The 18965-nt window shown below is 71.6% G+C and carries 28 protein-coding genes; 10 read left to right on the forward strand and 18 right to left on the reverse strand.

Translation table 11 applies throughout. From position 1 onward, the window contains the following. Window positions 1–11: 11 nt before the first annotated feature. On the reverse strand, window positions 12–443 hold the full coding sequence (locus AW274_RS19765; protein ID WP_062434295.1) for a type II toxin-antitoxin system PemK/MazF family toxin: 432 nt from the start codon (window positions 441–443) through the stop codon (window positions 12–14). Window positions 444–453: 10 nt separating this feature from the next. Next, window positions 454–951, reverse strand: coding sequence for a hypothetical protein (locus tag AW274_RS19770; protein ID WP_062434304.1), 498 nt, complete (start codon window positions 949–951; stop codon window positions 454–456). An 80-nt stretch (window positions 952–1031) separates the two neighbouring features. On the opposite strand from AW274_RS19770, the gene AW274_RS19775 reads away from it, so the two are divergent. From AW274_RS19775 to AW274_RS19795, 5 genes are all read left to right on the forward strand, one after another. Further along, a complete protein-coding gene (locus AW274_RS19775; protein WP_062434306.1) occupies window positions 1032–2123 on the forward strand; it encodes an MBL fold metallo-hydrolase in 1092 nt (363 codons plus the stop codon). Between the two features lie 42 nt (window positions 2124–2165). Continuing rightward, the gene (locus tag AW274_RS19780) at window positions 2166–2522 is read left to right on the forward strand and encodes an Lsr2 dimerization domain-containing protein (protein WP_062434309.1); all 357 of its coding nucleotides are present in this window, start codon (window positions 2166–2168) and stop codon (window positions 2520–2522) included. A gap of 4 nt (window positions 2523–2526) precedes the next feature. Continuing rightward, window positions 2527–3351, forward strand: coding sequence for a PHP domain-containing protein (locus AW274_RS19785; RefSeq protein ID WP_062434313.1), 825 nt, complete (start codon window positions 2527–2529; stop codon window positions 3349–3351). Between the two features lie 77 nt (window positions 3352–3428). Next, window positions 3429–3992, forward strand: coding sequence for a TetR family transcriptional regulator C-terminal domain-containing protein (locus tag AW274_RS19790; protein ID WP_062434316.1), 564 nt, complete (start codon window positions 3429–3431; stop codon window positions 3990–3992). A 129-nt stretch (window positions 3993–4121) separates the two neighbouring features. Further along, window positions 4122–4919: an SDR family NAD(P)-dependent oxidoreductase gene (locus tag AW274_RS19795; protein WP_062434319.1), complete on the forward strand. Its 798-nt coding sequence runs from the start codon at window positions 4122–4124 to the stop codon at window positions 4917–4919. Here the strand turns inward: AW274_RS19795 and AW274_RS19800 are convergent. From AW274_RS19800 to AW274_RS19860, 14 genes are all read right to left on the reverse strand, one after another. Next, window positions 4916–6250 carry a M20/M25/M40 family metallo-hydrolase gene (locus AW274_RS19800; RefSeq protein WP_062434322.1) on the reverse strand — a complete coding sequence of 445 codons (1335 nt, stop codon included), beginning with the start codon at window positions 6248–6250 and terminating at the stop codon, window positions 4916–4918. The two genes, AW274_RS19795 and AW274_RS19800, sit on opposite strands and share 4 nt — an antisense overlap. After that, window positions 6247–7053: an MBL fold metallo-hydrolase gene (locus AW274_RS19805; RefSeq protein WP_062434325.1), complete on the reverse strand. Its 807-nt coding sequence runs from the start codon at window positions 7051–7053 to the stop codon at window positions 6247–6249. The genes AW274_RS19800 and AW274_RS19805 overlap by 4 nt, the downstream gene beginning before the upstream one ends. A 13-nt stretch (window positions 7054–7066) precedes the next feature. Continuing rightward, window positions 7067–7552 (reverse strand): DUF2231 domain-containing protein, encoded by a 486-nt coding sequence (locus AW274_RS19810; protein ID WP_062434328.1) that lies wholly within the window; start codon window positions 7550–7552, stop codon window positions 7067–7069. Between the two features lie 15 nt (window positions 7553–7567). Further along, the gene (locus AW274_RS42055; protein ID WP_232320188.1) at window positions 7568–8089 is read right to left on the reverse strand and encodes a ferritin family protein; all 522 of its coding nucleotides are present in this window, start codon (window positions 8087–8089) and stop codon (window positions 7568–7570) included. 18 nt (window positions 8090–8107) lie between these two features. Further along, the gene (locus AW274_RS42060; protein WP_232320189.1) at window positions 8108–8779 is read right to left on the reverse strand and encodes a hypothetical protein; all 672 of its coding nucleotides are present in this window, start codon (window positions 8777–8779) and stop codon (window positions 8108–8110) included. Beyond that, window positions 8776–9336: a hemerythrin domain-containing protein gene (locus AW274_RS19820; RefSeq protein WP_062434331.1), complete on the reverse strand. Its 561-nt coding sequence runs from the start codon at window positions 9334–9336 to the stop codon at window positions 8776–8778. The genes AW274_RS42060 and AW274_RS19820 overlap by 4 nt, the downstream gene beginning before the upstream one ends. Window positions 9337–9462: 126 nt before the next feature. Further along, the gene (locus tag AW274_RS19825; RefSeq protein WP_062434334.1) at window positions 9463–10911 is read right to left on the reverse strand and encodes an aminotransferase class I/II-fold pyridoxal phosphate-dependent enzyme; all 1449 of its coding nucleotides are present in this window, start codon (window positions 10909–10911) and stop codon (window positions 9463–9465) included. A 65-nt stretch (window positions 10912–10976) separates the two neighbouring features. Next, window positions 10977–11882, reverse strand: a complete 906-nt coding sequence (locus AW274_RS19830; protein ID WP_063813455.1) for a cytochrome c oxidase assembly protein — start codon at window positions 11880–11882, stop codon at window positions 10977–10979. Then, window positions 11882–12373 (reverse strand): DUF2243 domain-containing protein, encoded by a 492-nt coding sequence (locus tag AW274_RS19835; RefSeq protein ID WP_232320190.1) that lies wholly within the window; start codon window positions 12371–12373, stop codon window positions 11882–11884. The genes AW274_RS19830 and AW274_RS19835 overlap by 1 nt, the downstream gene beginning before the upstream one ends. A gap of 95 nt (window positions 12374–12468) precedes the next feature. Then, window positions 12469–12972: a DUF3618 domain-containing protein gene (locus AW274_RS19840; protein WP_062434341.1), complete on the reverse strand. Its 504-nt coding sequence runs from the start codon at window positions 12970–12972 to the stop codon at window positions 12469–12471. Further along, the gene (locus AW274_RS19845) at window positions 12948–13343 is read right to left on the reverse strand and encodes a phage holin family protein (RefSeq protein WP_062434344.1); all 396 of its coding nucleotides are present in this window, start codon (window positions 13341–13343) and stop codon (window positions 12948–12950) included. The genes AW274_RS19840 and AW274_RS19845 overlap by 25 nt, the downstream gene beginning before the upstream one ends. Next, window positions 13340–13948: a hypothetical protein gene (locus tag AW274_RS19850; RefSeq protein ID WP_062434347.1), complete on the reverse strand. Its 609-nt coding sequence runs from the start codon at window positions 13946–13948 to the stop codon at window positions 13340–13342. The genes AW274_RS19845 and AW274_RS19850 overlap by 4 nt, the downstream gene beginning before the upstream one ends. Before the next feature lie 39 nt (window positions 13949–13987). Next, window positions 13988–14440 carry a DUF4383 domain-containing protein gene (locus AW274_RS19855; protein ID WP_062434350.1) on the reverse strand — a complete coding sequence of 151 codons (453 nt, stop codon included), beginning with the start codon at window positions 14438–14440 and terminating at the stop codon, window positions 13988–13990. 217 nt (window positions 14441–14657) lie between these two features. Next, the gene (locus tag AW274_RS19860) at window positions 14658–15161 is read right to left on the reverse strand and encodes a hypothetical protein (RefSeq protein WP_062434354.1); all 504 of its coding nucleotides are present in this window, start codon (window positions 15159–15161) and stop codon (window positions 14658–14660) included. A gap of 259 nt (window positions 15162–15420) precedes the next feature. Between AW274_RS19860 and AW274_RS40425 the strand changes: the two genes are divergently transcribed. Both AW274_RS40425 and AW274_RS19865 read left to right on the forward strand, forming a co-directional pair. Then, the gene (locus tag AW274_RS40425; RefSeq protein ID WP_157520469.1) at window positions 15421–15573 is read left to right on the forward strand and encodes a hypothetical protein; all 153 of its coding nucleotides are present in this window, start codon (window positions 15421–15423) and stop codon (window positions 15571–15573) included. An 18-nt stretch (window positions 15574–15591) separates the two neighbouring features. Then, window positions 15592–16083: a hypothetical protein gene (locus AW274_RS19865; RefSeq protein WP_062434358.1), complete on the forward strand. Its 492-nt coding sequence runs from the start codon at window positions 15592–15594 to the stop codon at window positions 16081–16083. Here the strand turns inward: AW274_RS19865 and AW274_RS19870 are convergent. After that, complete coding sequence (locus AW274_RS19870; RefSeq protein ID WP_232320191.1) at window positions 16032–16658, reverse strand: alpha/beta hydrolase; 627 nt, start codon at window positions 16656–16658, stop codon at window positions 16032–16034. The two genes, AW274_RS19865 and AW274_RS19870, sit on opposite strands and share 52 nt — an antisense overlap. A gap of 37 nt (window positions 16659–16695) precedes the next feature. Continuing rightward, window positions 16696–17463 (reverse strand): type I methionyl aminopeptidase, encoded by a 768-nt coding sequence (gene map, locus AW274_RS19875; protein WP_062434361.1) that lies wholly within the window; start codon window positions 17461–17463, stop codon window positions 16696–16698. A gap of 65 nt (window positions 17464–17528) precedes the next feature. On the opposite strand from map, the gene AW274_RS19880 reads away from it, so the two are divergent. The 3 genes from AW274_RS19880 to AW274_RS19890 all read left to right on the forward strand — a co-directional run bounded on the left by AW274_RS19880 (window position 17529) and on the right by AW274_RS19890 (window position 18922). Further along, window positions 17529–17783, forward strand: coding sequence for a helix-turn-helix domain-containing protein (locus AW274_RS19880; protein ID WP_062434744.1), 255 nt, complete (start codon window positions 17529–17531; stop codon window positions 17781–17783). A 20-nt stretch (window positions 17784–17803) separates the two neighbouring features. After that, the gene (locus tag AW274_RS19885; protein ID WP_269750596.1) at window positions 17804–18277 is read left to right on the forward strand and encodes an HAD domain-containing protein; all 474 of its coding nucleotides are present in this window, start codon (window positions 17804–17806) and stop codon (window positions 18275–18277) included. Window positions 18278–18424: 147 nt separating this feature from the next. Continuing rightward, on the forward strand, window positions 18425–18922 hold the full coding sequence (locus tag AW274_RS19890) for a hypothetical protein (protein ID WP_062434367.1): 498 nt from the start codon (window positions 18425–18427) through the stop codon (window positions 18920–18922). Window positions 18923–18965 lie beyond the last annotated feature (43 nt).

An 18965-nucleotide genomic window follows, 5' to 3' on the forward strand; every position in this document is an offset into this window, starting at 1 on the left:
GCGAGCAGACCTCACCCGTCCGCAGCCCAGCTCCACGTCTTCTTCAGCACCGCCGCCACCCGCGCGAACCGCACCGGATCCAACACCGCCCCTTCCCGCCGAATGTCGTCCTCGTCCATCTCGAAAACGCGGTCGAGCCGAAGGAAAGACGGGCGAGTATCGCCGCCCCACACCCCCAGCGGCAGCCAGTCCGGCGAGTCGTCCCCCTTGCTCGACAACATCATGCCGAGCAGCCGGCGCCCATGCCGGCCGACGACCAGCAGCGGGCGGTCCTTACCGCGAGACGGGTCCTCCTCGTACGGAACCCACGTCCAGACGACCTCGCCCGGGTCGGCCAGGCCGTCGAGGTCGGGCGAGTACTCCATCCGGGCCGCGCGGTCGATCCGGTGGACCTCGCGGACGGCGCCCCGCGACGGGCGCGGGTCAGCTCCATGATCACGCACGATAAGAACCTTATCGGACGGTCTTCACCCAGTATGGGTCGTCATAGAGGACCGCTCCCGAATCGTCCAGAAGCTGTTCGGGCGCGGAGATGAGCGCAACCTCGCCCTCCTGCTGCAACTGGAGCAGGACGTCGCGGACCCGCGGGCCGACCGGTAGTTTGCCCGGCGGCAGGTTGAGGCGTTCGCGTACCAGGTCGGCGAGCTCCGACAGGCGGAACGGGCGGCCGGGCAGCAGGGCCAGGACGACCCTGACCGGGATGACGGTCTCGGCTTCGGCGTGCGCCAGTTCCCAGACGAGCTGCGGGCCGCGGCGGCCCGTTCCGCCGCAGGACAGGCAGCGGCGTCGCCAGCCGGGGAAGGGCTCTTCTTCTAGGGTGCCGAAGCAGGCCGTGCAGAGATTGGCCTCGGAGGCGTGGAGTTCGGCCGACATCTGGTCGGGCAGGTCGGCCCCGCAACTACACCCCAGGGGCGCGGTCGACATGACATGGCGGGATTTTTCCTGGTTCATCTCTTGGCACTGTAGCCACTCGCGGCGCGACACGGGCTCTCCCGGCCGGGTGATCAAGGTGCTGTGACACCATTCCACGTATGCGAAAAACCGGATGGCTTGTCGCGGGGGCACTGGCCGCTGGAGTCGCGTGGAAGCTGCGCGACGTCCCCGAGGCGATGGGCGCCCACCCCACCGGCGTGCGCGCCGACCGGGTCCGCCGTTCCCCGCAGTTCCGCGGCACCGCGTTCGCCAACTCGGCGCCCGCGGTCGTCACCCCGCGCGAGGAGAGTACCAAGATCCTCCGCGACCTCCTGTTCGGCCGCGAGCAGCGCCGCCCGCGCGGCGCGATCCCCGTGCTGACGCCCGCGTCCGAGCCCATCAGCGATCTGGACGTCGTCTGGTACGGCCACGCGACCGTGCTGGCCGAGATCGAGGGCCGCCGGGTCATGTTCGACCCGGTGTGGAGCGACCGGTGCTCGCCGGTGCCGTTCGCCGGCCCCCGCCGGAACCACGAGCCGCCGCTGCCGATCGACATGCTGCCCCGGCTCGACGTCATCGTGATCTCCCACGACCATTACGACCACCTCGACATGCGGACCGTCCAGGCCCTCACCGGCTTCCAGGACGCCCCCTTCGTCGTCCCCCTCGGCGTGGGCGCCCACCTGGAGCGGTGGGGGGTGCCCGAGTCGCGCATCGTCGAGCTCGACTGGAACGAGAGCGTCACCATCAGGGGCCTCACCCTCACCCTCACCGAGGCCCGCCACTTCTCCGGCCGCACCTTCACCCGCAACACCACGTTGTGGGGCTCGTGGGTGGTGGCCGGCGAGCGCCGCAAGGTCTTCTACACCGGCGACTCCGGCTACTTCGAGGGGTACGCCGAGATCGGCCGCCGCCACGGCCCGTTCGACGTGGCGCTGGTGCAGATCGGCGCCTACAGCGAGAGCTGGCCCGACATCCACATGACGCCCGAGGAGGCGGTCCGCGCCCACCTCGACCTGAACGCCGGGCTGCTGGTTCCCGTCCACTGGTGCACGTTCACGCTGGCCTTCCACGCGTGGGGCGAGCCGGTCGACCGGTTGTGGCGGGAGGCGAAGGGCCGCGGCGTCCACCTGGCCGTGCCCCGGCCGGGCGAGCGGTTCGCCGTCGACGAGCCGCCGCTTGTGGACGGGTGGTGGCAGCAGATCGAATAGGCTGTCGGCTTCCGTAATCGTGAAGACCGGGGGAGTAGCCACGTGGCCGAGAAGGTCGTCCTGATCGATGATCTCGACGCGTCCGAAGGGGAAGACGTCTCGCGGCGGGAGTTCCGCCTGCTCGACAAGCTGTTCGCGATCGACCTGTCGGAGGCCAACAACGAACGCCTCGCCGAGGCCGTCGGCCTGATCGAGCTGGCGATCGAGAAGGGCCGTGAGGTCAAGCAGGCCGGGCGGGGCCGCAAGCCGGCCGAGCCGAGCAAGCTCCAGGGCTTCACCAACACCGACGTCCGCGACTGGGCCAGAGGGCAGGACCTGGAGGTGCCCGCGCGCGGGAAACTGCCCGACGACCTGATCGACGCCTTCATGGCGGCGCAGCGGGAGCCCGTGGAATCCTGATCGGGTGCGGATCGACCTCCACAGCCACAGCACCGCCTCCGACGGGACCGAACGCCCCGCCGAGGTGGTGCGGCGCGCCCGCGAGGCCGGTCTCGACGTGCTGGCCCTCACCGACCACGACGGGGTCGGCGGCCACGCCGAGGCCCTGGCGAACCTGCCCGACGGCCTGACCCTCGTGCCCGGCATGGAGTTGTCGTGCCGCCGCGACGGCATGAGCATCCACATGCTCGCCTACCTGTTCGACCCCGCCCACCCGGGCCTGGCCCGGGAGACGGCACTGATCCGCGAGGCCAGAGACGGCCGGGCCGCCGAGATGGTGGCCCGGCTGATCGAGCTGGGCGTCCCGATCACGCTGGATATGGTCGAGCGCATCGCGGGCGGCGGCGTCATCGGCCGCCCTCACGTCGCGCGGGCGATGGTGCAGGTCGGTGCGGTCGCCGACTTCGAAGAGGCCTTCTCGAACCGGTGGATCGGCTCGGGCGGCCGCGCCCACGTGGCGCGTTACGCCCTCGATCCGGTGCGCGCCGTCGAACTGACCCGCGCCGCCGGGGGCGTGGCGGTGCTGGCGCATCCGAGGTCGGCCAAACGCGGCCGGGTGGTGCCCGACGAGTGGATCGCCGAGATGGCCGCCGCCGGGCTGGCCGGCGTCGAGGTCGACCACCGCGACCACACCACGACCGCGCGCGAGGAGCTGCGCGGCCTGGCCAAGGAACTCGGGCTGGTCGTGACGGGGTCGAGCGACGACCACGGGGAGCTGACCGGCCACCGCTTGGGCTGCGAGACCACCGCGCCCGAGGCCTACGAGGCGCTGCTCGACGCCCGGCCGTAGTCCTTGAGCGTGATCGCGTTCGCGGCCGTGCGGATCGGCTCGGTGACCCGCCTGATCATGCCTTCCCTGCCCGGCAGGTGGGGCATCAGCCGCAGCAGGAACATCTGGACGCGGATCCGCGCCGCCGGGGCGCGCTCCACGACGGTGAAGCGGCCGGCACCAGCCTCGCCGCCATCGGCTACCACTTCCGATCGACGAAGGCGCTGCTGAACGAGGCCCTCATCGAGGCGATGGAGGATTGGGGCAAGGAGATCGAGCGGGCCCTGACGACCGAGGCCCCGCCCGGCGCCACGCCGCTCCAGCGTTTCGAGGCGATCTGGACGCAGATCATCGAGTCCTACGTCCGGCTGCGGCCCCTGTGGGCCATCCAGTTCGAACTCGTCGCCCAGATGGACCGGCTGCCCGAGGTGCGCGAGGCGTTCGCGAACGCCAACCGGCAGGCCCGGCTGGGGCTGGCCGCGCTCTTCGAGAACCTCGACCCCGAGGCCGACGAACGCAGGGCGATGGCGGTGGGGGCGTTCTACCAGGCGCTGCTCGGCGGCCTGGCGACCCAGTGGCTGGTCGACCCCGACACCGCGCCCACGGCCCAGGACCTGGTCGAGGCCCTGCGCACGATCGCGGCCGGGCAGCACGCGCGGTGATTGCCTCGCGCGGAGCCGGGTAGCGACCGGGGAACAGCACAACAGCCGCGCTGTGAGCACGTTCTGTTGTGACAGGGGTCCTCGTCGACAGGCCGGCCGCTGTTCTCAACCAGCCTCGAAGGCGGTCTCATGATCACCCCTGACAACCGGCCGCTGGCCCTGGTGACCGGCGCGTCGAGCGGAATCGGCTACGAACTGGCCCGTCAGTTCGCCCAGAACGGCTTCGACCTGGTCGTGGCGGCGGAGGACGAACGCCTGCTCGAAGCGGCCCGCGCCCTGGAGGACCTGGGCGCCGCCGTCTCGGCGGTCCGCGCCGACCTGGCCCACTACGAAGGGGTCGAGGAGCTCCATCTGCGCGCCACGGCGTCCGGCCGCCCGCTCGACGCGGTCGCGATCAACGCGGGCGTCGGCGTCGGCGGCGACTTCGCCCGCGAGACCGACTTCGACGCGGAGCTCAAGCTGATCAAGCTCAACGTCGTGTCGTCCGTCCACCTGGCCAAGCGGGTGCTGCCCGCGATGGTCGAGAAAGGCCGCGGCCGGGTGCTGTTCACCTCGTCGATCGCGGGCACCATGCCGGGGCCCTTCCACGCGGTCTACGCCGCGTCCAAGGCGTTCCTCTACTCCTTCGCCGAGTCGATCCGCGAGGAGCTCAAGGACACCGGCGTCACCGTGACGGCGCTGCTGCCCGGCCCGACCGACACCGACTTCTTCCGGCGGGCCGGGATGCAGGACACGAAGGTCGGCTCGGCCGACAAGGACGACCCGGCCGAGGTCGCCCGCCAGGGGTACGCGGCGCTGATGAGCGGCGACGACCACGTGGTCGCCGGTTCGAAGAAGAACCTGGCGCAGAACCTGGCCGGCAAGGTGCTGCCCGAGACGGCCAAGGCACGGCTCACCCGCCGGATGACCGAACCCGGCGGCGATTAGGCCGTCAGCTCCTCGCCCAGCAGGTGGACGAGGGTCTGCACCCCCTTGAGCAGCACGCCGACGTCGGCGCTCTCGTCGGCGTCGTGCCAGCGGTCCTCCGGCAGGCCGGTCCCGAAGAACACCACGGGGCTGTCCAGCCGGCGGGCCAGCAGGTCGGCAGGGGCGCCGCCGCCGTTGCGCATCCGCCCGGCGGGCCGCCCCCAGGCCCGGGACATCGCTCGTTCCAGCGCGGCGACCGCCGGGTGGCCGGGCGGGGTGACGTAGGGCTCGGAGAGGGTGTCGGCGAAGGTCAGGGTGTACTCGTAGCCGTCGGTGACCTGTTCGCTCACCCACTGCCGGATCTGCGCGGCGGCCTTGCCGGAGTTCTGGCCCTGGACGATGTGGAAGACCAGCGAGGCCGACGCGGCCGACGGGATGACGCCCCGCGACGAGGTCACGCCGGTCCCGCCGAGCACCTGCTCGATCTCCACCGCCGGGCGGGTCCACAACCGTTCGGGCACGCTGCGGCCCTTCTCCCCGCCGATGAAGGAGGTCCGCGTACGGGCCAGCCAGTCGCCGGGGTCGAACGGGAAGAAGGCCAGTTCCGGCGGCGTCTCGGCGACGGCGTCGTAGAAGTCCGGCACGGTGATCCGGCCGTCGCCGTCGACGAGCCCGCCGAGCAGGCGGCACAGTTCGCGCAGCGGGTTGGGCGCGGCGCCGGAGGCCACCCCGGCGTGCACGTCGACCGCCGGGCCGCGGATCTCCAGCGTGAGGCCGACCAGGCCGCGCACCCCCGTGCACACCGCCGGCTGGCCGGCCGACCACAACAGGGTGTCGCTGAGTATCACCAGGTCGGCGGCCAGCCGGTCGCCGTGCTCCGCAAGCAGGCCGGTCAGATGCGGCGAGCCGATCTCCTCCTCGCCCTCGACGAGGAGGGTCACGCCGACGGGCAGGTCGCCGGCGGCCAGCAGGGTGCGCAGCGCCCACAGGTGGCACAGCACCTGCCCCTTCGCGTCGGAGGCGCCCCTGCCGTAGACGCGGCCGCGGCGCACCACCGGGTCGAACGGCGGGGTCTCCCGCCAGTGGTCGGGCCGCACCTCCCGCACGTCGTGGTGCGAGTAGACCAGCACGGTGGGCGCGTCCGGGTGAGGGCGGGGCCAGCGGGCGTACACGGCGGTCCCGCCGCCGGTGGGCCACTCCTCGACCTCCGGGCAGCCCATCTCCTCCAGGTACGCCGCCAGCCAGCGGGCCGACCGGGCGACGTCCGGCGCGTGCCCGGCGACCGCCGAGACCGACGGGATCCGCACCCAGGCTTCGAGGTCGGCCAGGAACTCCCCGACCGGCGGCCTCACGTCGTCTCCTGGAGCGAGAGGGCCTCCCCGCGCTCGACGTAGCGGATCCGGTCGGCCAGGCCCGCCCGTTCCATGTGCCGGTGGAAGTCCTCGATGGGCGAGGTGAAGACGTCGTAGTCGTCGAAGTGCACCGGCATGACGGCGCGCGGATCGATCAGTTTGACCCAGCCCGCGCCCTGTTCCCCGTCCATGGTGACCAGCATCAGGCCCAGGATCTTGGTGCCGCCCAGGTGGACGATGGCCAGGTCGACGTCGGGGAACCGGGTGGTGATGCGTTCGAGACGGCGGTCGAGCAGGGTGTCCCCGCTGATGTGGACGCGCAGGTCGACCAGGCCGTCGGCGCCGGTGAACTCCAGCATGCCGCCCATGACGGGCGGCAGCAGGAACTGGGCCGCGCCGGGCGCGTGCCGGGCGGGCAGCGCCGTGATCGTGAGTGAACGGTCTCCTTTGTGCAGTTCGTGGCTCCGCCAGGCGGGCAGCCCGATGGCGTTGCCGTACCCCTGCCGGCGCAGCCGCCGGGCGGCGTGCTCGGTGGTCAGCACCGGCAGGTCGTGGTCGAGGCCGTCTCTGGCGGTCTTGTCCCAGTGGTCGTCGTGCAGGTGCGAGAGCACCACGGCGTCCAGCGGCGGCAGTTCCGAGACGTCGAGAGCGGGTTCCCTGAGCCGCCGCGTGGTCAGGCCGTACCCCAGATGCGCCCGCTGCCCCCGGTGCATGAAGTTGGGGTCGGTCAGCAGGGTGAAGCCGTTGTGGCGGATCACCGTGGTCGCGTTCCCGATGAACCGCACGCTGGACTCGCCGTTCATGGCGCCCCCTCCGTCACGCGGCCCGGTGGTGGGTCAGGGAGCTGGGCGCGTCGAGGTTGGCGCCGTCGTGCACGCCCACGCCGAGCCGGTCGACCAGCTCGCCGCCCAGCCAGCCGGTCACGCCGCCCAGCACCACCCCGGCGAAGCTCAGCACCAGAGCCCAGGCGCCGGGCGTCCAGTCGACCGCGCCGGCGCGCAGCAGCCAGCTGCCCGCGAAGAGCAGCAGCACCACCACGTTGCCGATCCCGTGGTAGGCGCCGATGCGCCGGGCCCGGGTGCCCGCCGGGACGGCGAGCCAGTCGACCAGCCCGAAGACGCCCGCGATCACGCCGCCGACGACCCCGGCCGCGATGACGTAGGCGGCGGCCAGCGCGAAGCCGGCGCCGCCGGTGAACAGGCGGATGACGTCGAAGACCACCCCGGTGACGAGCAGGCCCAGCGGGAAGACGATGAGCACCTGGTGGATGGGATGGCCGAGGGCCTTGGCTCTGCTTTCCATGACACGCCCCTCTCGTCATCCGGCCGGGCGGTCCAGCCGGAGGCTCGGTACGGGATGCGGCCCCTCCGTCTCGAGCCGGTATTCGCGTCCGGACTTGCCGGCGTTCTCGGCGATCACCAGCTCCGAGGCCGGGCTCTCGCTACCCATGACGGCGTTCTGCATGGCCTCGAACCGCTCGTGCGCGTCCTGGACGTAACCCGTTCCGATCGTCGTGTAGTCGATCTGCGTGGCGGTGAGCTCGCGCAGGTAGCCCTTGTTGGGCTCGAAGGTCACCGGCGCGGGCAGTTCGGGGGCGAGCACCTGCTCCGGGTCGCGGCCGTCGTGCTCCCTGAACAGCTCGGCGGCCAGCCGCAGGTGTTCGAGCTCCATGTTCAGGTGGAGCTCCCAGATGGCCTTCACCTTCGGGTCGCTCTCGGTCTCCATGAACGAGTGGTAGAGGTAGCACTCGTTGTACTCGTGGTGCAGCAGCATCTCCCACCAGGTCTCGCCCGGGTCGACCAGGGACTCGTAGTGGGTGACGTGCTCCTCCTCGATCATCCCGATCTCCTGGTAGAGCTAGCGGGCGATCGGCTCCATGTACGTCGGGCCGACGTTCATGTAGAAGTTCATCGTCTGCTGCTCGGCCGACATGATCGTGAGGGCGTGCAGCTTGGAGATCGGCGCGGTGGCGTCCTTGTCGTAGCTCTGCCGGACGTTGTCGATCGGATCGCGGTGGTGCAGGTACGTCGGCCGTCCGGGCATCACCTCGGTCAGCCCGTCGACGATCTTCTCGGCGCGGCGGTGCTCGATCATCTCGTAGAGGTTGGCGTACCGGTAGAGGTGGTCGAAGTCCTCCAGGACGCCGAACTGGTAGGCCTGCTTGAGGTAGGGGTCGGGTTCCATCCGGGCGACCCACGCGGTGAGGTCGACGGCGACCTGCTCGTAGGCGATGGTCGTCTCCAGGACCGAGGCGAGGCCGGGCAGCAGCCAGTTGACCGCCTTCTGCTGCTGGGCCTCGATGTAACGCACCCGGGCCAGGTGCTGTTTGAGCTCCAGGCTCGGGGCGTGGCGGGCCATCTGGTGACTGAAAAGGATCGCCTCGACCTCGATGCCGTTCAGCGTGATGATGCGGCAGCGGGTGTAGGGGTCGGAGTGCTCGGGGTCGACGGGGGTCACGGCCAGCTCGCGCCAGGAGCGGAGTTGCCGGTCGAGCGGGATGCCGCGCTCACGCAGGGGATTGAACGTCATCGGCCCTCTCCCATCGCCTTGCGGATGGCGTCGCGGGCCCGGTCCATGATCGCCACGGGCGGGCCCAGCAGCAGGTTCCTGGTCGCCGACTCGACGCCCGGATGCGGCCGGGTGGGGGCCATCTTCTCGGCGGCCTGGACGGCGGCGGTCATCTTGGCCAGCCGCGCCGGGTCGCCCTCACGGGTCAGGTGGGTGAACTCGTACCGCTCCTCGGCGCGGGCGTGGGCCAGCACCTCGACCCGCAGGATCTCCAGGTGCTTGGGGAAGTCGGGGTGGTCGCTGCCCATCTGGTCGAGGTCGGCGAGCAGCCGCTTGGCCTGGTTCTCCTCGCGGAGCCGGTCGTCGGCGATGCCGTCGCCGCCGTCCACGACCTGCCGGACGTAGGGGTGGACGAGTTCCTCCTCGGCCGTCTCGTGCACGGCGAGCAGGCGGACGAGGCGGCGGAAGGCCTCTTCGCGGGCCGCGCCGTCGGTCGCCGTGACTTCGGTGAACAGATCGTTGATCTCCGCGTGCTGGCGGACGAGGAAGGCCACGACATCGGTCTGCTGAGCGTCCATGACGGAACACCTTCGATGATCAGCAGGGGTCGGCTGCGCCTTGGGGGAGCCGACGAGATGGCACGCTGTTCGGCCAGGTGGACTCCCTTACCCCCGCTGCCGGGGGCTAACCACAGCCGTGCGCCGCTACTCCTTGACGACGCGGATCGTCTCCAGCGAGGAGTCCCACGCGTCCGGGATGACCATGCCCGACCGCAACCCGGTGGTCAGATACGCCAGCACGTCGCCGGTGAGCCGCTCGCCGGGCAGCGCGGCCGGGATGCCCGGCGGGTAGGGCGTGAGCATCTCGGCGGAGATCCGCCCGGCGGCCCGGTCGGCGGGGACCGGCTCGGTCTCGGCGAAGAAGGCGTCGCGCGGCGCCATCACCTGGTCGAGGCGCAGGTCGCCGGGCACCCGCACCTGGGCGGCCGGCAGCTCGCCGGCGCGGTCGGCCAGGTCTCTCAGGGCGGCCAGCAGGGCCTCGGCCGACTTCTCGTCGTCGGCGTGGCTGAGCTGGGCGCTGATGCGGCGGTGGTCCGACAGGTGCATGTTGATCTGGTGGTGCTCCCGCAGCCAGTCGGCCATCGCGTAGCCCGAGGCGCCGGTCGCGGAGACGTCCACGACGACCTGGAGCGGGTCCATGTCGGCGATCATGCCGTCGTAGTCGGCGCGGCCGTACACGTGGAAGCCGTCGAGGTCGTCGGCGGCCGCGCGCACGTGGTGGGCCAGCGCGAGGGTGCGGTCGTACGTCGCGCGGCCGTGCTCGACCATCTGCCGCCGCCAGCCGTCGAGCGCGGCGTAGATCAGCACCGACGAGCTCGTGGTGTTCAGCAGGTCGGAGCGGGCCTTGAGCAGGGCCGGGTCGATGCGGTCGCCCCGCAGGTGGAAGACCGAGCTCTGCTCCAGGGCCGATCCCATCTTGTGGACGGACGTCACGCACATGTCCGCGCCGGCGTCCATCGCCCAGGTGGGCAGGTCGGGATGGAACGGCAGGTGGGCGCCCCAGGCCTCGTCCACCAGAAGCGGTCGTCCGTGCTCGTGGCAGACCCGGGTCAGCTCGGTCAGGTCGGCGCAGGTGCCGTAGGGCGTCGGGCTGACCACCAGGACGCCCTTGGCGTCGGGATGGGCCTTCAGGGCGGCGGCGAACGCCTCGACCGACGGCGGGTGGGCGAGCTGCCGCTCGTGGTCCCACGTCGGGTCGACCCAGACCGGGATCACCCCGGTCAGGACCAGGCCGGACCCGACCGACTTGTGCGCGTCCCGGCCGATGATCAGCTTCTCGCCCGGCCCGGCCGTCGCCATGATCGCCGTCTTGACCGACAACGAGCTGCCGCACGTGCTGAAGAACGCCTGGTCGGCGTCGACGGCGTCGGCCATCAGCTCCTCGGCCTCCTGGACGACGCCCCCAGACGCGCGCCGGTCGTCGAGCCCGGCCGTGGCCAGCACGTCCGACCGGAAGACGTCCAGGCCCATGACCTCGGCGACCCGGGGATCCACCCCCCGCCCCTGTTTGTGGCCGGGCGGGGTGAACGGGGTCTGCCCGCTCGCGTGGTAGGCGGCGAGGGCTTCCAGGATCGGTGCGCGTGAATGGTCCACGCCGGGGCCCTTCCCGGCAGGCCCGGGAACAGCCCCAACCGCCAGGTGATTTTCTTTGGCCCGCGTCAGCCGGGCCGGTCCACGCGCAGGCTCGGCACCGGGTGCGGCCCTTCGGTCTCCAGGCGGTACTCGCGCTCCGCATCGCCTCGAAGCGCTCGTGCGCCTCCTGGACGTAGCCGGTCCCGATCGATCCCTCGGCCGAACTTCGACCTCACATATCCCCACGAGACGGAACGGGACCGCGGTCGTGCCGGGCGCCAGGTGGTGACCAGGGCCAGGGCCAGGAGGAGTTCGGCGAGGTCGCCGCCGTAGTACATGATCTCGCCCGCGCCGCGCAGCTGGGCGATCGGCGCGTCCAAATGGACGAGGTAGCCGCCGTACATGAGCTGCGAGACGACGGCGTGGGCGGCGATGGCGACGCCCAGCACCACCAGCCGGGCCCGCACCCCCGGCCGCGCGGGAGCCGGATCGGGACCGGCCACAGCCCAGGCGAACAGCAGGCCCGACAGCAGGAAGTGGACGTGCACCACCGGATGGGCGCCGATGAGTGAGTACAGCGGGGTGAGGTAGAGCGCCGCCATGCCTCCGGTGCTCAGCACCAGGGCCGTGACCGGGTGGGCGGCGACGCGCACGAACGGGGTGCGCAGCGCGCCGGTCACCCGCCGGGCCGCGGCGGCGGGCAGCGCCCGCAGCAGCACCGTGACGGGTGCGCCCAGGACGAGCGCGATGGGGGCGTACATGCCGATGAGAAGGTGCTGGAGCATGTGGCCGCGCAGGTCGTGGTGGGCCGCCGAGGCCACCGCGGGCAGCAGCGCGACCACCAGGAGGAGGCAGCCGAGCACGAACGAGACGGCCCGGCCCCGGTCGGCCGGGCGCGCTCCGGTACGTCCCCGGGCCCGCGTCAGCAGGAGCAGGTAGGCCGCCGCGGCCAGGAGGGGGATCGGCCAGGCGCCGATCGGGTGGTCGTGCATCAGGCGGTCTCGGGGGCGAGCGCCCGGCCGCCGCGCTGCAGCAGGTAGCCGCCGGCCACCAGGGCCGCGCCGAGCAGCAGGAAAGCGAGGTCCCACCACACCTGGTAGGGGCCGCCGTGGACGTGGTGGATGCCCAGGACGTGGTGGTCGATCACGCCCTCGACCAGGTTGAACAGCCCCCACCCGACGAGCATCCAGCCCCACAGCACCCGGGAGGTCCAGACCCTGCGGCGGCCGTGGGCGACCCGGCCGTACAGGAGGGCGAGGCCCGTCAGCACCGCCAGCCAGCACACGGTGTGGAACAGCCCGTCCCACAGGGTGTTCATCTCCAGCCCCGGGACGGTGAGGGGCGAGTAGTACCGCACCCCGATGTTGTCGGTGTCGGTGCTGCTCAGCATGTGGTGCCACTGCAGGACCTGGTGCAGCAGGATGCCGTCGACGAACCCGCCGAGCCCCACCCCCAGGACGATCCCGGGCAACCTCAGGCTCACCACGGCCGCTCCCGCCTCTCCGTTACAAGATCACGTGCAGTCTGCCCCCGAGGGCGCGACCGTGAAACCTCCGGGCCGGCGGGAGCGGCTCCGGCTCAGAGGTGGTCCCTGGCCTGCTCCGCCGTGGTGTGGGCCGCCTCACCGGCCGTCTGCCGGACCTTCTCGGCGGCCTGCTGGGCCGTCTCCCTGGCCTCCTGGCCGAGCGTCTGGGCGCTGTCTTTCACCTGGTCGACGACCGGCTGCACGTACTCGCCGACCTGGGCGGCGGCGCGTTTCTCCGCGCGGCTCTCGGGGATCAGCGCGGCGGCCAGCGCGCCGACGCCGAAGGCGACCAGCCCGGCGGCCAGCGGGTTGCCCCTGGTTCCGCGCATCGCCTGATGTGGTGTGTTCGCGATCGTGTCCTTCATGGTGCCGGCTGCGTGTCCGGTGGTGCCCATGACGCGCTCCTTGATGGTTCGGGTGGTGGTCCGGATGCCTTCGGTGCGCCGGCGCATGATCTGGCGGGGGCTCGTGTGCTCGCCGATCCGGTCGACGTCCTGGGCGATCTCGGCGCGGGTCCGCTCGATGTCGCGTTTCAGCTCGTCCGGTCGCGCATCCACTGGGCGTCCTCCTTCAGGGTCTGTACGGTCTTCTCCGGCACGGGATTGATCTCCCGCGCCTGGCGGCGTGCTCGGGCGTACATTCCGGCGGCCGCGCCGCCCCACAGGACGGCGACGATGAAGGCGGCCCACCCGGCGTCGAGCACGGCGTCGAGCGCCCACACGACCGCCAGGCTCAGGAAGATCGCGGCCATCCATCCGGCCAGTCCCGCGCCGCCGAACAGGCCCGCCGCCTTGCCCGCCTTGGCGGCCTCGGCCCGGATCTCCGTCTTGGCCAGCTCGACCTCCTGCCGGAACAGGGTCGACAGGTCGCCGCCCAACTGCCCCACGAGCTCGCCGAGCGTGGGCTCCGGACGGGCGGGACCGCTCATCGCGGGTCCTCGCCGGGCCGCGTGGGAGCGGGCGTGCCGTAATCGGTCGGATAGGACTGGCGGGGGGCGGGCGTCGTGTAGTCGGTCGGGTAGGTCGTGGCCGGGCCGGGTGCGACGGGTGCGGTTCCGGTCGGTCCTGAGCCGGTGGGCCCCCAGCCCGTCGAGTTCTCGGTGCCCGCCTTCGCGACGCGGCCGATCAGGAAGCCGGCCGCCAGGGCGCCGGCGAGGAAGAGGCCGGGGCGGCGGCGGGCGAAGTCCTGCAGGTCGCCCGTCGCGCCGGTCAGGCCGCGGTGCTGCAGGTAGTCGGCGGCCCGGTGGCCGGTGCCGGCGACCTGCTGGAGCATTCCGTGGACGGGGCTGTCGGGCTTGCCGCTCTCGGTCATGCCGGACAGGTCGTCGGCCCACTGCCGCAGGTTCTGCGCGGCCCGGCGGGTCTGGGAATCGGCCTCGTCGCGGACCCGGCCGCGCAACTGGTGCGCGGCCTGGCCCGCCTGGGTCCTGATCTCGTCGCCGACCTGGCGGGCCTGCTCCTTCGCGGTCCGCGTGGTGTCCGCGGTGGCCTCTTTGGCGCGGTCGACGGTGCTGGGCGTGGTGTGGTCACTCATGAGGGCTCCTGCCTCGTCGGTGGATTCATCGAGGGCGCCCTAGTCGCGGCGGCGCGAGCCTTCGCCGGGACGGGAGAGGACGACGCCGAGGGCGATCATGCCCAGGCCCAAGGCCAGGTGCAGCCAGTTGTCGGCGGTGTTGAGAGGGACGAAGTTGGCGTCGCTCTCGTGCCCGACGAGGAGGCCGTACACCAGCAGGAGCAGGTAGACGACGCCGCCGCCGATGAGGAAGACCCGGGAGGCGGTCCAGGAGCGGTAGGCGGCGATGCCGGCCACGCCGAAGAGCAGATGCACGATGTTGTGCAAGATCGACACCTGGAAGACGCCGAGGAGCAGCGCTTCGGAGTGGTGCCCGGCGAACTCCATCGTGTCGTAGTTCGTGGTGATGCCCGGCACGAAGCCGAGCAGGCCCACCAGCAGGAAGACCACGCCGGTGATGAGCGCGGCGCGGCGCAGCGGTAAGTGGGTGCGGGGGGAAACCGAGGTGTTCACGAGTCCTCCTACGACGGAACGTCGATCGGACGGTCTCGACAGCGCGACTGATGTGCTGGTCCCCGTGCGCTACCCGGCGATATCGGCCTCAATCGTCATGGACGACACAACACCGACTCGCGGATCGGGTTGTGTCCGGCCGGTCATGCGTCTGGCCTGGCCGCGGAGGGGGTTCCGCGTTGTCCGCCAGGCCGGTTCACGGCTTCTCAGCTCCGGGTCACGCCGGGAAGTCCTTCGGGTTGACGCCGGTCGTGCGGGCGTTGCCGCCCTTGACGGGGTTGAGGGTGAGCGTCCAGACGGTCGACGAGGTCGCGGTCGTGGTGAACTTCAGGCGGCCGGTGAAGCGCTGGTAGGAGGCGCTCTTGGTGAACCTCCGCTTCGAGGTGCTGAAACGGTAGCCGGTGGTGAAGTAGACGACGTAGTTGCCGTCGTCGACCTGCTTGAAGCTCGCGGTCGACTTCGCCCGGACGTACAGGCTGAAGGCTTTGGACTTGCCCCGGACCAGGGTGACGACCCCGTCCTTGGCGGTGCCGTTCTTGATCTTCAGGATGCCTTCTCCGCCGCTGATGCGGTTGTAGATGACCTTGCCGTTGCCCGGTCGCGCCGCGGCCTGGGAGACCGTGGCGGTCTCCTGGACGGAGGCGGCGGCGGGCGAGACGACATATCCGGTCAGGAGAGCGGATGTCAGGATCGCTCCTGCGAGGGGACGTAATGAGAACATTTCGCCAGAATGGCGAAGTTCTGTCGGCCGCGCAACGCGCTTAATGTCGGCCGATCCCGCGCTGGAAGCGGCCCGACTGCGCTGATCAGGACACGTGCGCCGGTTCTCGAAGCTCGGGCTCGCCGGGAAACGGGCACGGGTAGGACATCCTCGGTGACGTGACCCGCGTCACCGAAAAAGGTCGGTCCGGCGGTGATCAACTGGCCGATGCGGGGGCAGTACCGGTCGACCCGAGAGGTTCCGTCCGGAGGAGTCTGACATGGCCCTGTTCGAGCTGATCTGCTACCTGATCGCGTTCGTCCTGTTCATCCTGGCCGCGCTCAACGTCGGCGCGCGCTTCAACCTGGTGGCGGCGGGGCTCGCGGCGGCCGTGCTGCCGACCCTGGTCGCCGCGTTCAACGGCCTGACCTGAGCCGCTACGATCTTCGGCGTGCTTCGTCCCTGGTCTCTGGTCGCGCTGGTCGCCGCCGTGGTGCCGATCGTGGTGCTGGCCCACGGCGAGGGGAGCGGATCGGTCCCGGCCATGCCCGTCGGCATGGCCGGCACCCTGTTCCCCGGCAGCGGCCATCGGGGCCTGCTCTATCCGGTGGACGTCTTCCTCGTCGGCGTCATGCTGCTCCTGGTGGCGGCGGCCCTGCTGGCCGCCTCCCGGACCCCGGCCCGCGTGGTCGGGGTCGGCTGCGGGCTGCTGGGGTCGTTCCATCTGGCGGAGCTCGTCGACGAACTGCCGTCGACCCTGGCGATGATCGGGCTGCCCGCCGACGCGACCGCGGGCAGTCAGGCCGACGAGTACTTCGGCACCCGCCCCGACGGCGCCTACTGGGCGCTGGCCGTGCTCGCCTACGGGCTGATCGCGGTCGCGCTGCTGCGTCACCCCGGCAGGAACGAGAGCACGAAGCCGGCCGCCAGGTCGTGCCAGTAGCGGGGGTTGCGCAGCATCGCGTGGTTCTCCCCGGGCACGTCCACCACCTCGACGGCGCGGGTCACCTCGCGGGCCCGGCCGGCGTAGTAGTGGGTGGCGCGGGGAGAGGTCATGCGGTCGTCGGTTCCGTGGGCCAGCAGCAGCCGCCGGTCCCGGAGCTGCTCCACCGGTTCGCCCTTGGGCAACCACGGCGCCAGCGCCGCGACGCCCCGCACGTTCGGGTGCCCGGCGGCGCGCAGCGCCGTGCGGCCGCCCATCGAGTGGCCGACCATGACCACCGGGACGTCGATCCCGTGCGCGAGCCGCACCTGCTCCAGCACCCGTTCGACGTCGGCGACGGGGGAGGCGGCCGGGCCGTTCCAGCCGCGCACCCGGTAACGCACCCGCCAGACGGCGACGCCGCGGCGCGCCCCGGCGTTCCGGATCGCCCAGGCGAACGGCAGCATGCGCAGGACGGCGAGCTGCCAGGCGTTCGTCGGGCCCGGCCCGACCTCCCGGCCGCCGTGCAGCACCAGCGTGACCAGTCGCGTCGCGCCCCGGGCGGGATGGATCGTCGTGTACGGCATGCTCTCCATGACATCTCATTCGGAGCGGTGGCCGGAACGGACGGGTCTAGACGAGGGTCAGCACCCGCGGGCCGTCGTCGGTGATCGCGACGGAGTGCTCGACGTGGACGGCCCGGCTGCCGTCGACCGTGTGCAGGGCCCAGCCGTCCTCGGCCGTCAGGTAGCGGTCCTTGCCGCCGGCCATGAACATCGGCTCCAGGGCCAGCGTCATGCCCGCCTTCAGCACCAGCCCCCGGCCGGGACGGCCCTCGTTGGCGACGTGCGGGTCCTCGTGCATGTGCCGGCCGATGCCGTGGCCGCCGAAGTCGCGCGGGATGCCGTAACCGGCGGCCCGGCCGACGGCGCCGATCGCCGCGCCGATGTCGCCGAGCCGGTTCCCCGGGACGGCGGCGGCGATGGCCGCCTCCAGGGCCTTCTCCGCGGTGGCGACGAGCCGCTCGTCGGCCGGGTCGGCGGGCCCGACGATGACCGTGAACGCCGAGTCGGCCGCCCAGCCGTTCAGGTAGGCGCCACAGTCGATGCTGACGACGTCGCCCTCGCCGATCCGGTAGCGGTCGGGGATGCCGTGCACGATCACGTCGTTCACCGAGGCGCAGATCACGGCGGGGAAGGGGGTCGGCGCGAAGCGGGGCTGGTAGTGCAGGAAGGCGGGCTTGGCGCCGCTCTCCCTGATGACGGTCGCGGCGATCTCGTCGAGCTCGACGAGCCGCACGCCGGGCCTGATCGCCTCCCGCGCGGCCCGCAGCGCCCTGCCCACCACGAGGCCGACCTCGCGCATGGCGTCCAGTTCGGCGGCGGTCTTGATCTCAACCATGGTGTACTCCCGTGGATCCAATACTTATACCGGTATTGTTATCACGTGTTGCTATGATCGCGTGCATGGTCCGACCACCGCTCACCGAACTCGACCACGAACGCGGCAACCGCCTGGGCGCCCTCCTCCGCCAGGCCCGCGGCGACCGCAGCATGACCGACGTCGCCGCCGCCGCCGGCATCAGCCCCGAGACCCTCCGCAAGATCGAGACCGGCCGGGTCCCCACGCCGGCCTTCTTCACCATCGCCGCCCTCGCCGGCGCCCTGGGCATCTCCCTCGACGTCCTCGCCGAGATCACCACGGCGGAGCGCGCCGCCTGACGCCCGCCCGGCCCCTGATCCTGCTCGACGTCGACGGGGTGCTGAACCCGTTCCGGCGGCCGGGCCCGGAGTGGGGGCCGCACACGTGCACGTCGGCCGGGCAGCCCTACCTGCTGTGGCTGAACCCGGCCCACGGCCCGCGCCTGCTGGCGCTCGCCCACGAGACCGGCGCCGAACTGGTGTGGGCGACCACCTGGCAGCACGACGCCAACGTGAGCATCGGCCCGATCCTCGGGCTGCCGAAGTTGCCGGTCATCGAGGTCGACAAGGGACGGGGCGCCGAGGGGCCCGGGTGCTGCTGGAAGATCCCGGCCGTCGCCGACTACGTCGGCCGCCGCCCCTTCGTGTGGTTCGACGACGACCTCGGCCGGGCCGACCGGCTCTGGCTGGAGGCCCATCCGAACGTCGGCCGGTTCCGGCTGCTGCACGTCGGTTCGAGCCGGGGTATCCGTGACGCCCACTTCCGTCAGGCCCGTGCCTGGCTCACCTCCTGACGGAGTGGCCCGTCGTCGGAGTGGTCTTGGGTGTTTTCGCTGGTCACGACGGTTTTCGCGGGTCGGTTCGGCCGGGCTTCAAGTGCCTCGCAAGGTGATCCTCCGACGGTGGCGTTCACGGCTGCCCATTCAGCAGGAGGATGCGCGATGTCCGCGTACAAGAAGATCGCCGTCGGTGTGACCGCCCTCGCGGCGCTGGCGCTGGCCGCGCCCGCGCAGGCGGCCGACGAGGCCGGCAAGCTGACCGCCCGCCTCACGATCACCGAGCTCGGCAAGCACGGCAACGACTGCCGGGTGCTCACCGTCGGCAAGGTCGGGATGACGCACGCCCAGGCGCAGTACCTGGTCGACAACGGCGCGACGGCGCGGGTGGAGATCTGGGGTGAGGACCCCGCCTACGACAACCGCATGTACAAGGGGCCGAAGGCGTCGCTCAGCGCGGTGTCGGACAAGAACGGCGGCGGGCTCTTCATCCTCTCCGACCTGACCCTGTTCTGCGCGAAGTACCTCGACGAGGACGACGGGCCGCTGCTCGACATCGGCGACGAGATCTACACGAAGATCATCTTCGAGGCGCCCGGCTATCCCCGAATGACGAAACGGTCGAATACGGTCCACGGCTCCTACGGCCTGTTCGGCACCTGACCCCCGAGGCCGGGTGGATCACCTCGGCCCAGATCGCCGATCC

It is taken from the genome of Herbidospora daliensis, assembly GCF_001570585.1.
GTDB lineage: Bacteria > Actinomycetota > Actinomycetes > Streptosporangiales > Streptosporangiaceae > Herbidospora > Herbidospora daliensis.

What these genes read in the sequence shown, in the direction of transcription:
- AW274_RS19795 (WP_062434319.1), top strand. Translation starts at nt 4,122, where the DNA reads ATGATCACCCCTGACAACCGGCCGCTGGCCCTGGTGACCGGCGCGTCG.
- AW274_RS19880 (WP_062434744.1), top strand. Translation starts at nt 17,529, where the DNA reads ATGGTCCGACCACCGCTCACCGAACTCGACCACGAACGCGGCAACCGC.
- AW274_RS42055 (WP_232320188.1), bottom strand. Translation starts at nt 8,089, where the DNA reads ATGATCGAGGAGGAGCACGTCACCCACTACGAGTCCCTGGTCGACCCG.
- AW274_RS19810 (WP_062434328.1), bottom strand. Translation starts at nt 7,552, where the DNA reads ATGGAAAGCAGAGCCAAGGCCCTCGGCCATCCCATCCACCAGGTGCTC.
- AW274_RS40425 (WP_157520469.1), top strand. Translation starts at nt 15,421, where the DNA reads ATGGCCCTGTTCGAGCTGATCTGCTACCTGATCGCGTTCGTCCTGTTC.
- AW274_RS19870 (WP_232320191.1), bottom strand. Translation starts at nt 16,658, where the DNA reads ATGGAGAGCATGCCGTACACGACGATCCATCCCGCCCGGGGCGCGACG.
- AW274_RS19820 (WP_062434331.1), bottom strand. Translation starts at nt 9,336, where the DNA reads ATGGACGCTCAGCAGACCGATGTCGTGGCCTTCCTCGTCCGCCAGCAC.
- AW274_RS19770 (WP_062434304.1), bottom strand. Translation starts at nt 951, where the DNA reads ATGAACCAGGAAAAATCCCGCCATGTCATGTCGACCGCGCCCCTGGGG.
- AW274_RS42060 (WP_232320189.1), bottom strand. Translation starts at nt 8,779, where the DNA reads ATGACGTTCAATCCCCTGCGTGAGCGCGGCATCCCGCTCGACCGGCAA.
- AW274_RS19805 (WP_062434325.1), bottom strand. Translation starts at nt 7,053, where the DNA reads ATGAACGGCGAGTCCAGCGTGCGGTTCATCGGGAACGCGACCACGGTG.
- AW274_RS19890 (WP_062434367.1), top strand. Translation starts at nt 18,425, where the DNA reads ATGTCCGCGTACAAGAAGATCGCCGTCGGTGTGACCGCCCTCGCGGCG.
- AW274_RS19845 (WP_062434344.1), bottom strand. Translation starts at nt 13,343, where the DNA reads ATGAGCGGTCCCGCCCGTCCGGAGCCCACGCTCGGCGAGCTCGTGGGG.
- AW274_RS19860 (WP_062434354.1), bottom strand. Translation starts at nt 15,161, where the DNA reads ATGTTCTCATTACGTCCCCTCGCAGGAGCGATCCTGACATCCGCTCTC.
- AW274_RS19830 (WP_063813455.1), bottom strand. Translation starts at nt 11,882, where the DNA reads ATGCACGACCACCCGATCGGCGCCTGGCCGATCCCCCTCCTGGCCGCG.
- map (WP_062434361.1), bottom strand. Translation starts at nt 17,463, where the DNA reads ATGGTTGAGATCAAGACCGCCGCCGAACTGGACGCCATGCGCGAGGTC.
- AW274_RS19775 (WP_062434306.1), top strand. Translation starts at nt 1,032, where the DNA reads ATGCGAAAAACCGGATGGCTTGTCGCGGGGGCACTGGCCGCTGGAGTC.
- AW274_RS19850 (WP_062434347.1), bottom strand. Translation starts at nt 13,948, where the DNA reads ATGAGTGACCACACCACGCCCAGCACCGTCGACCGCGCCAAAGAGGCC.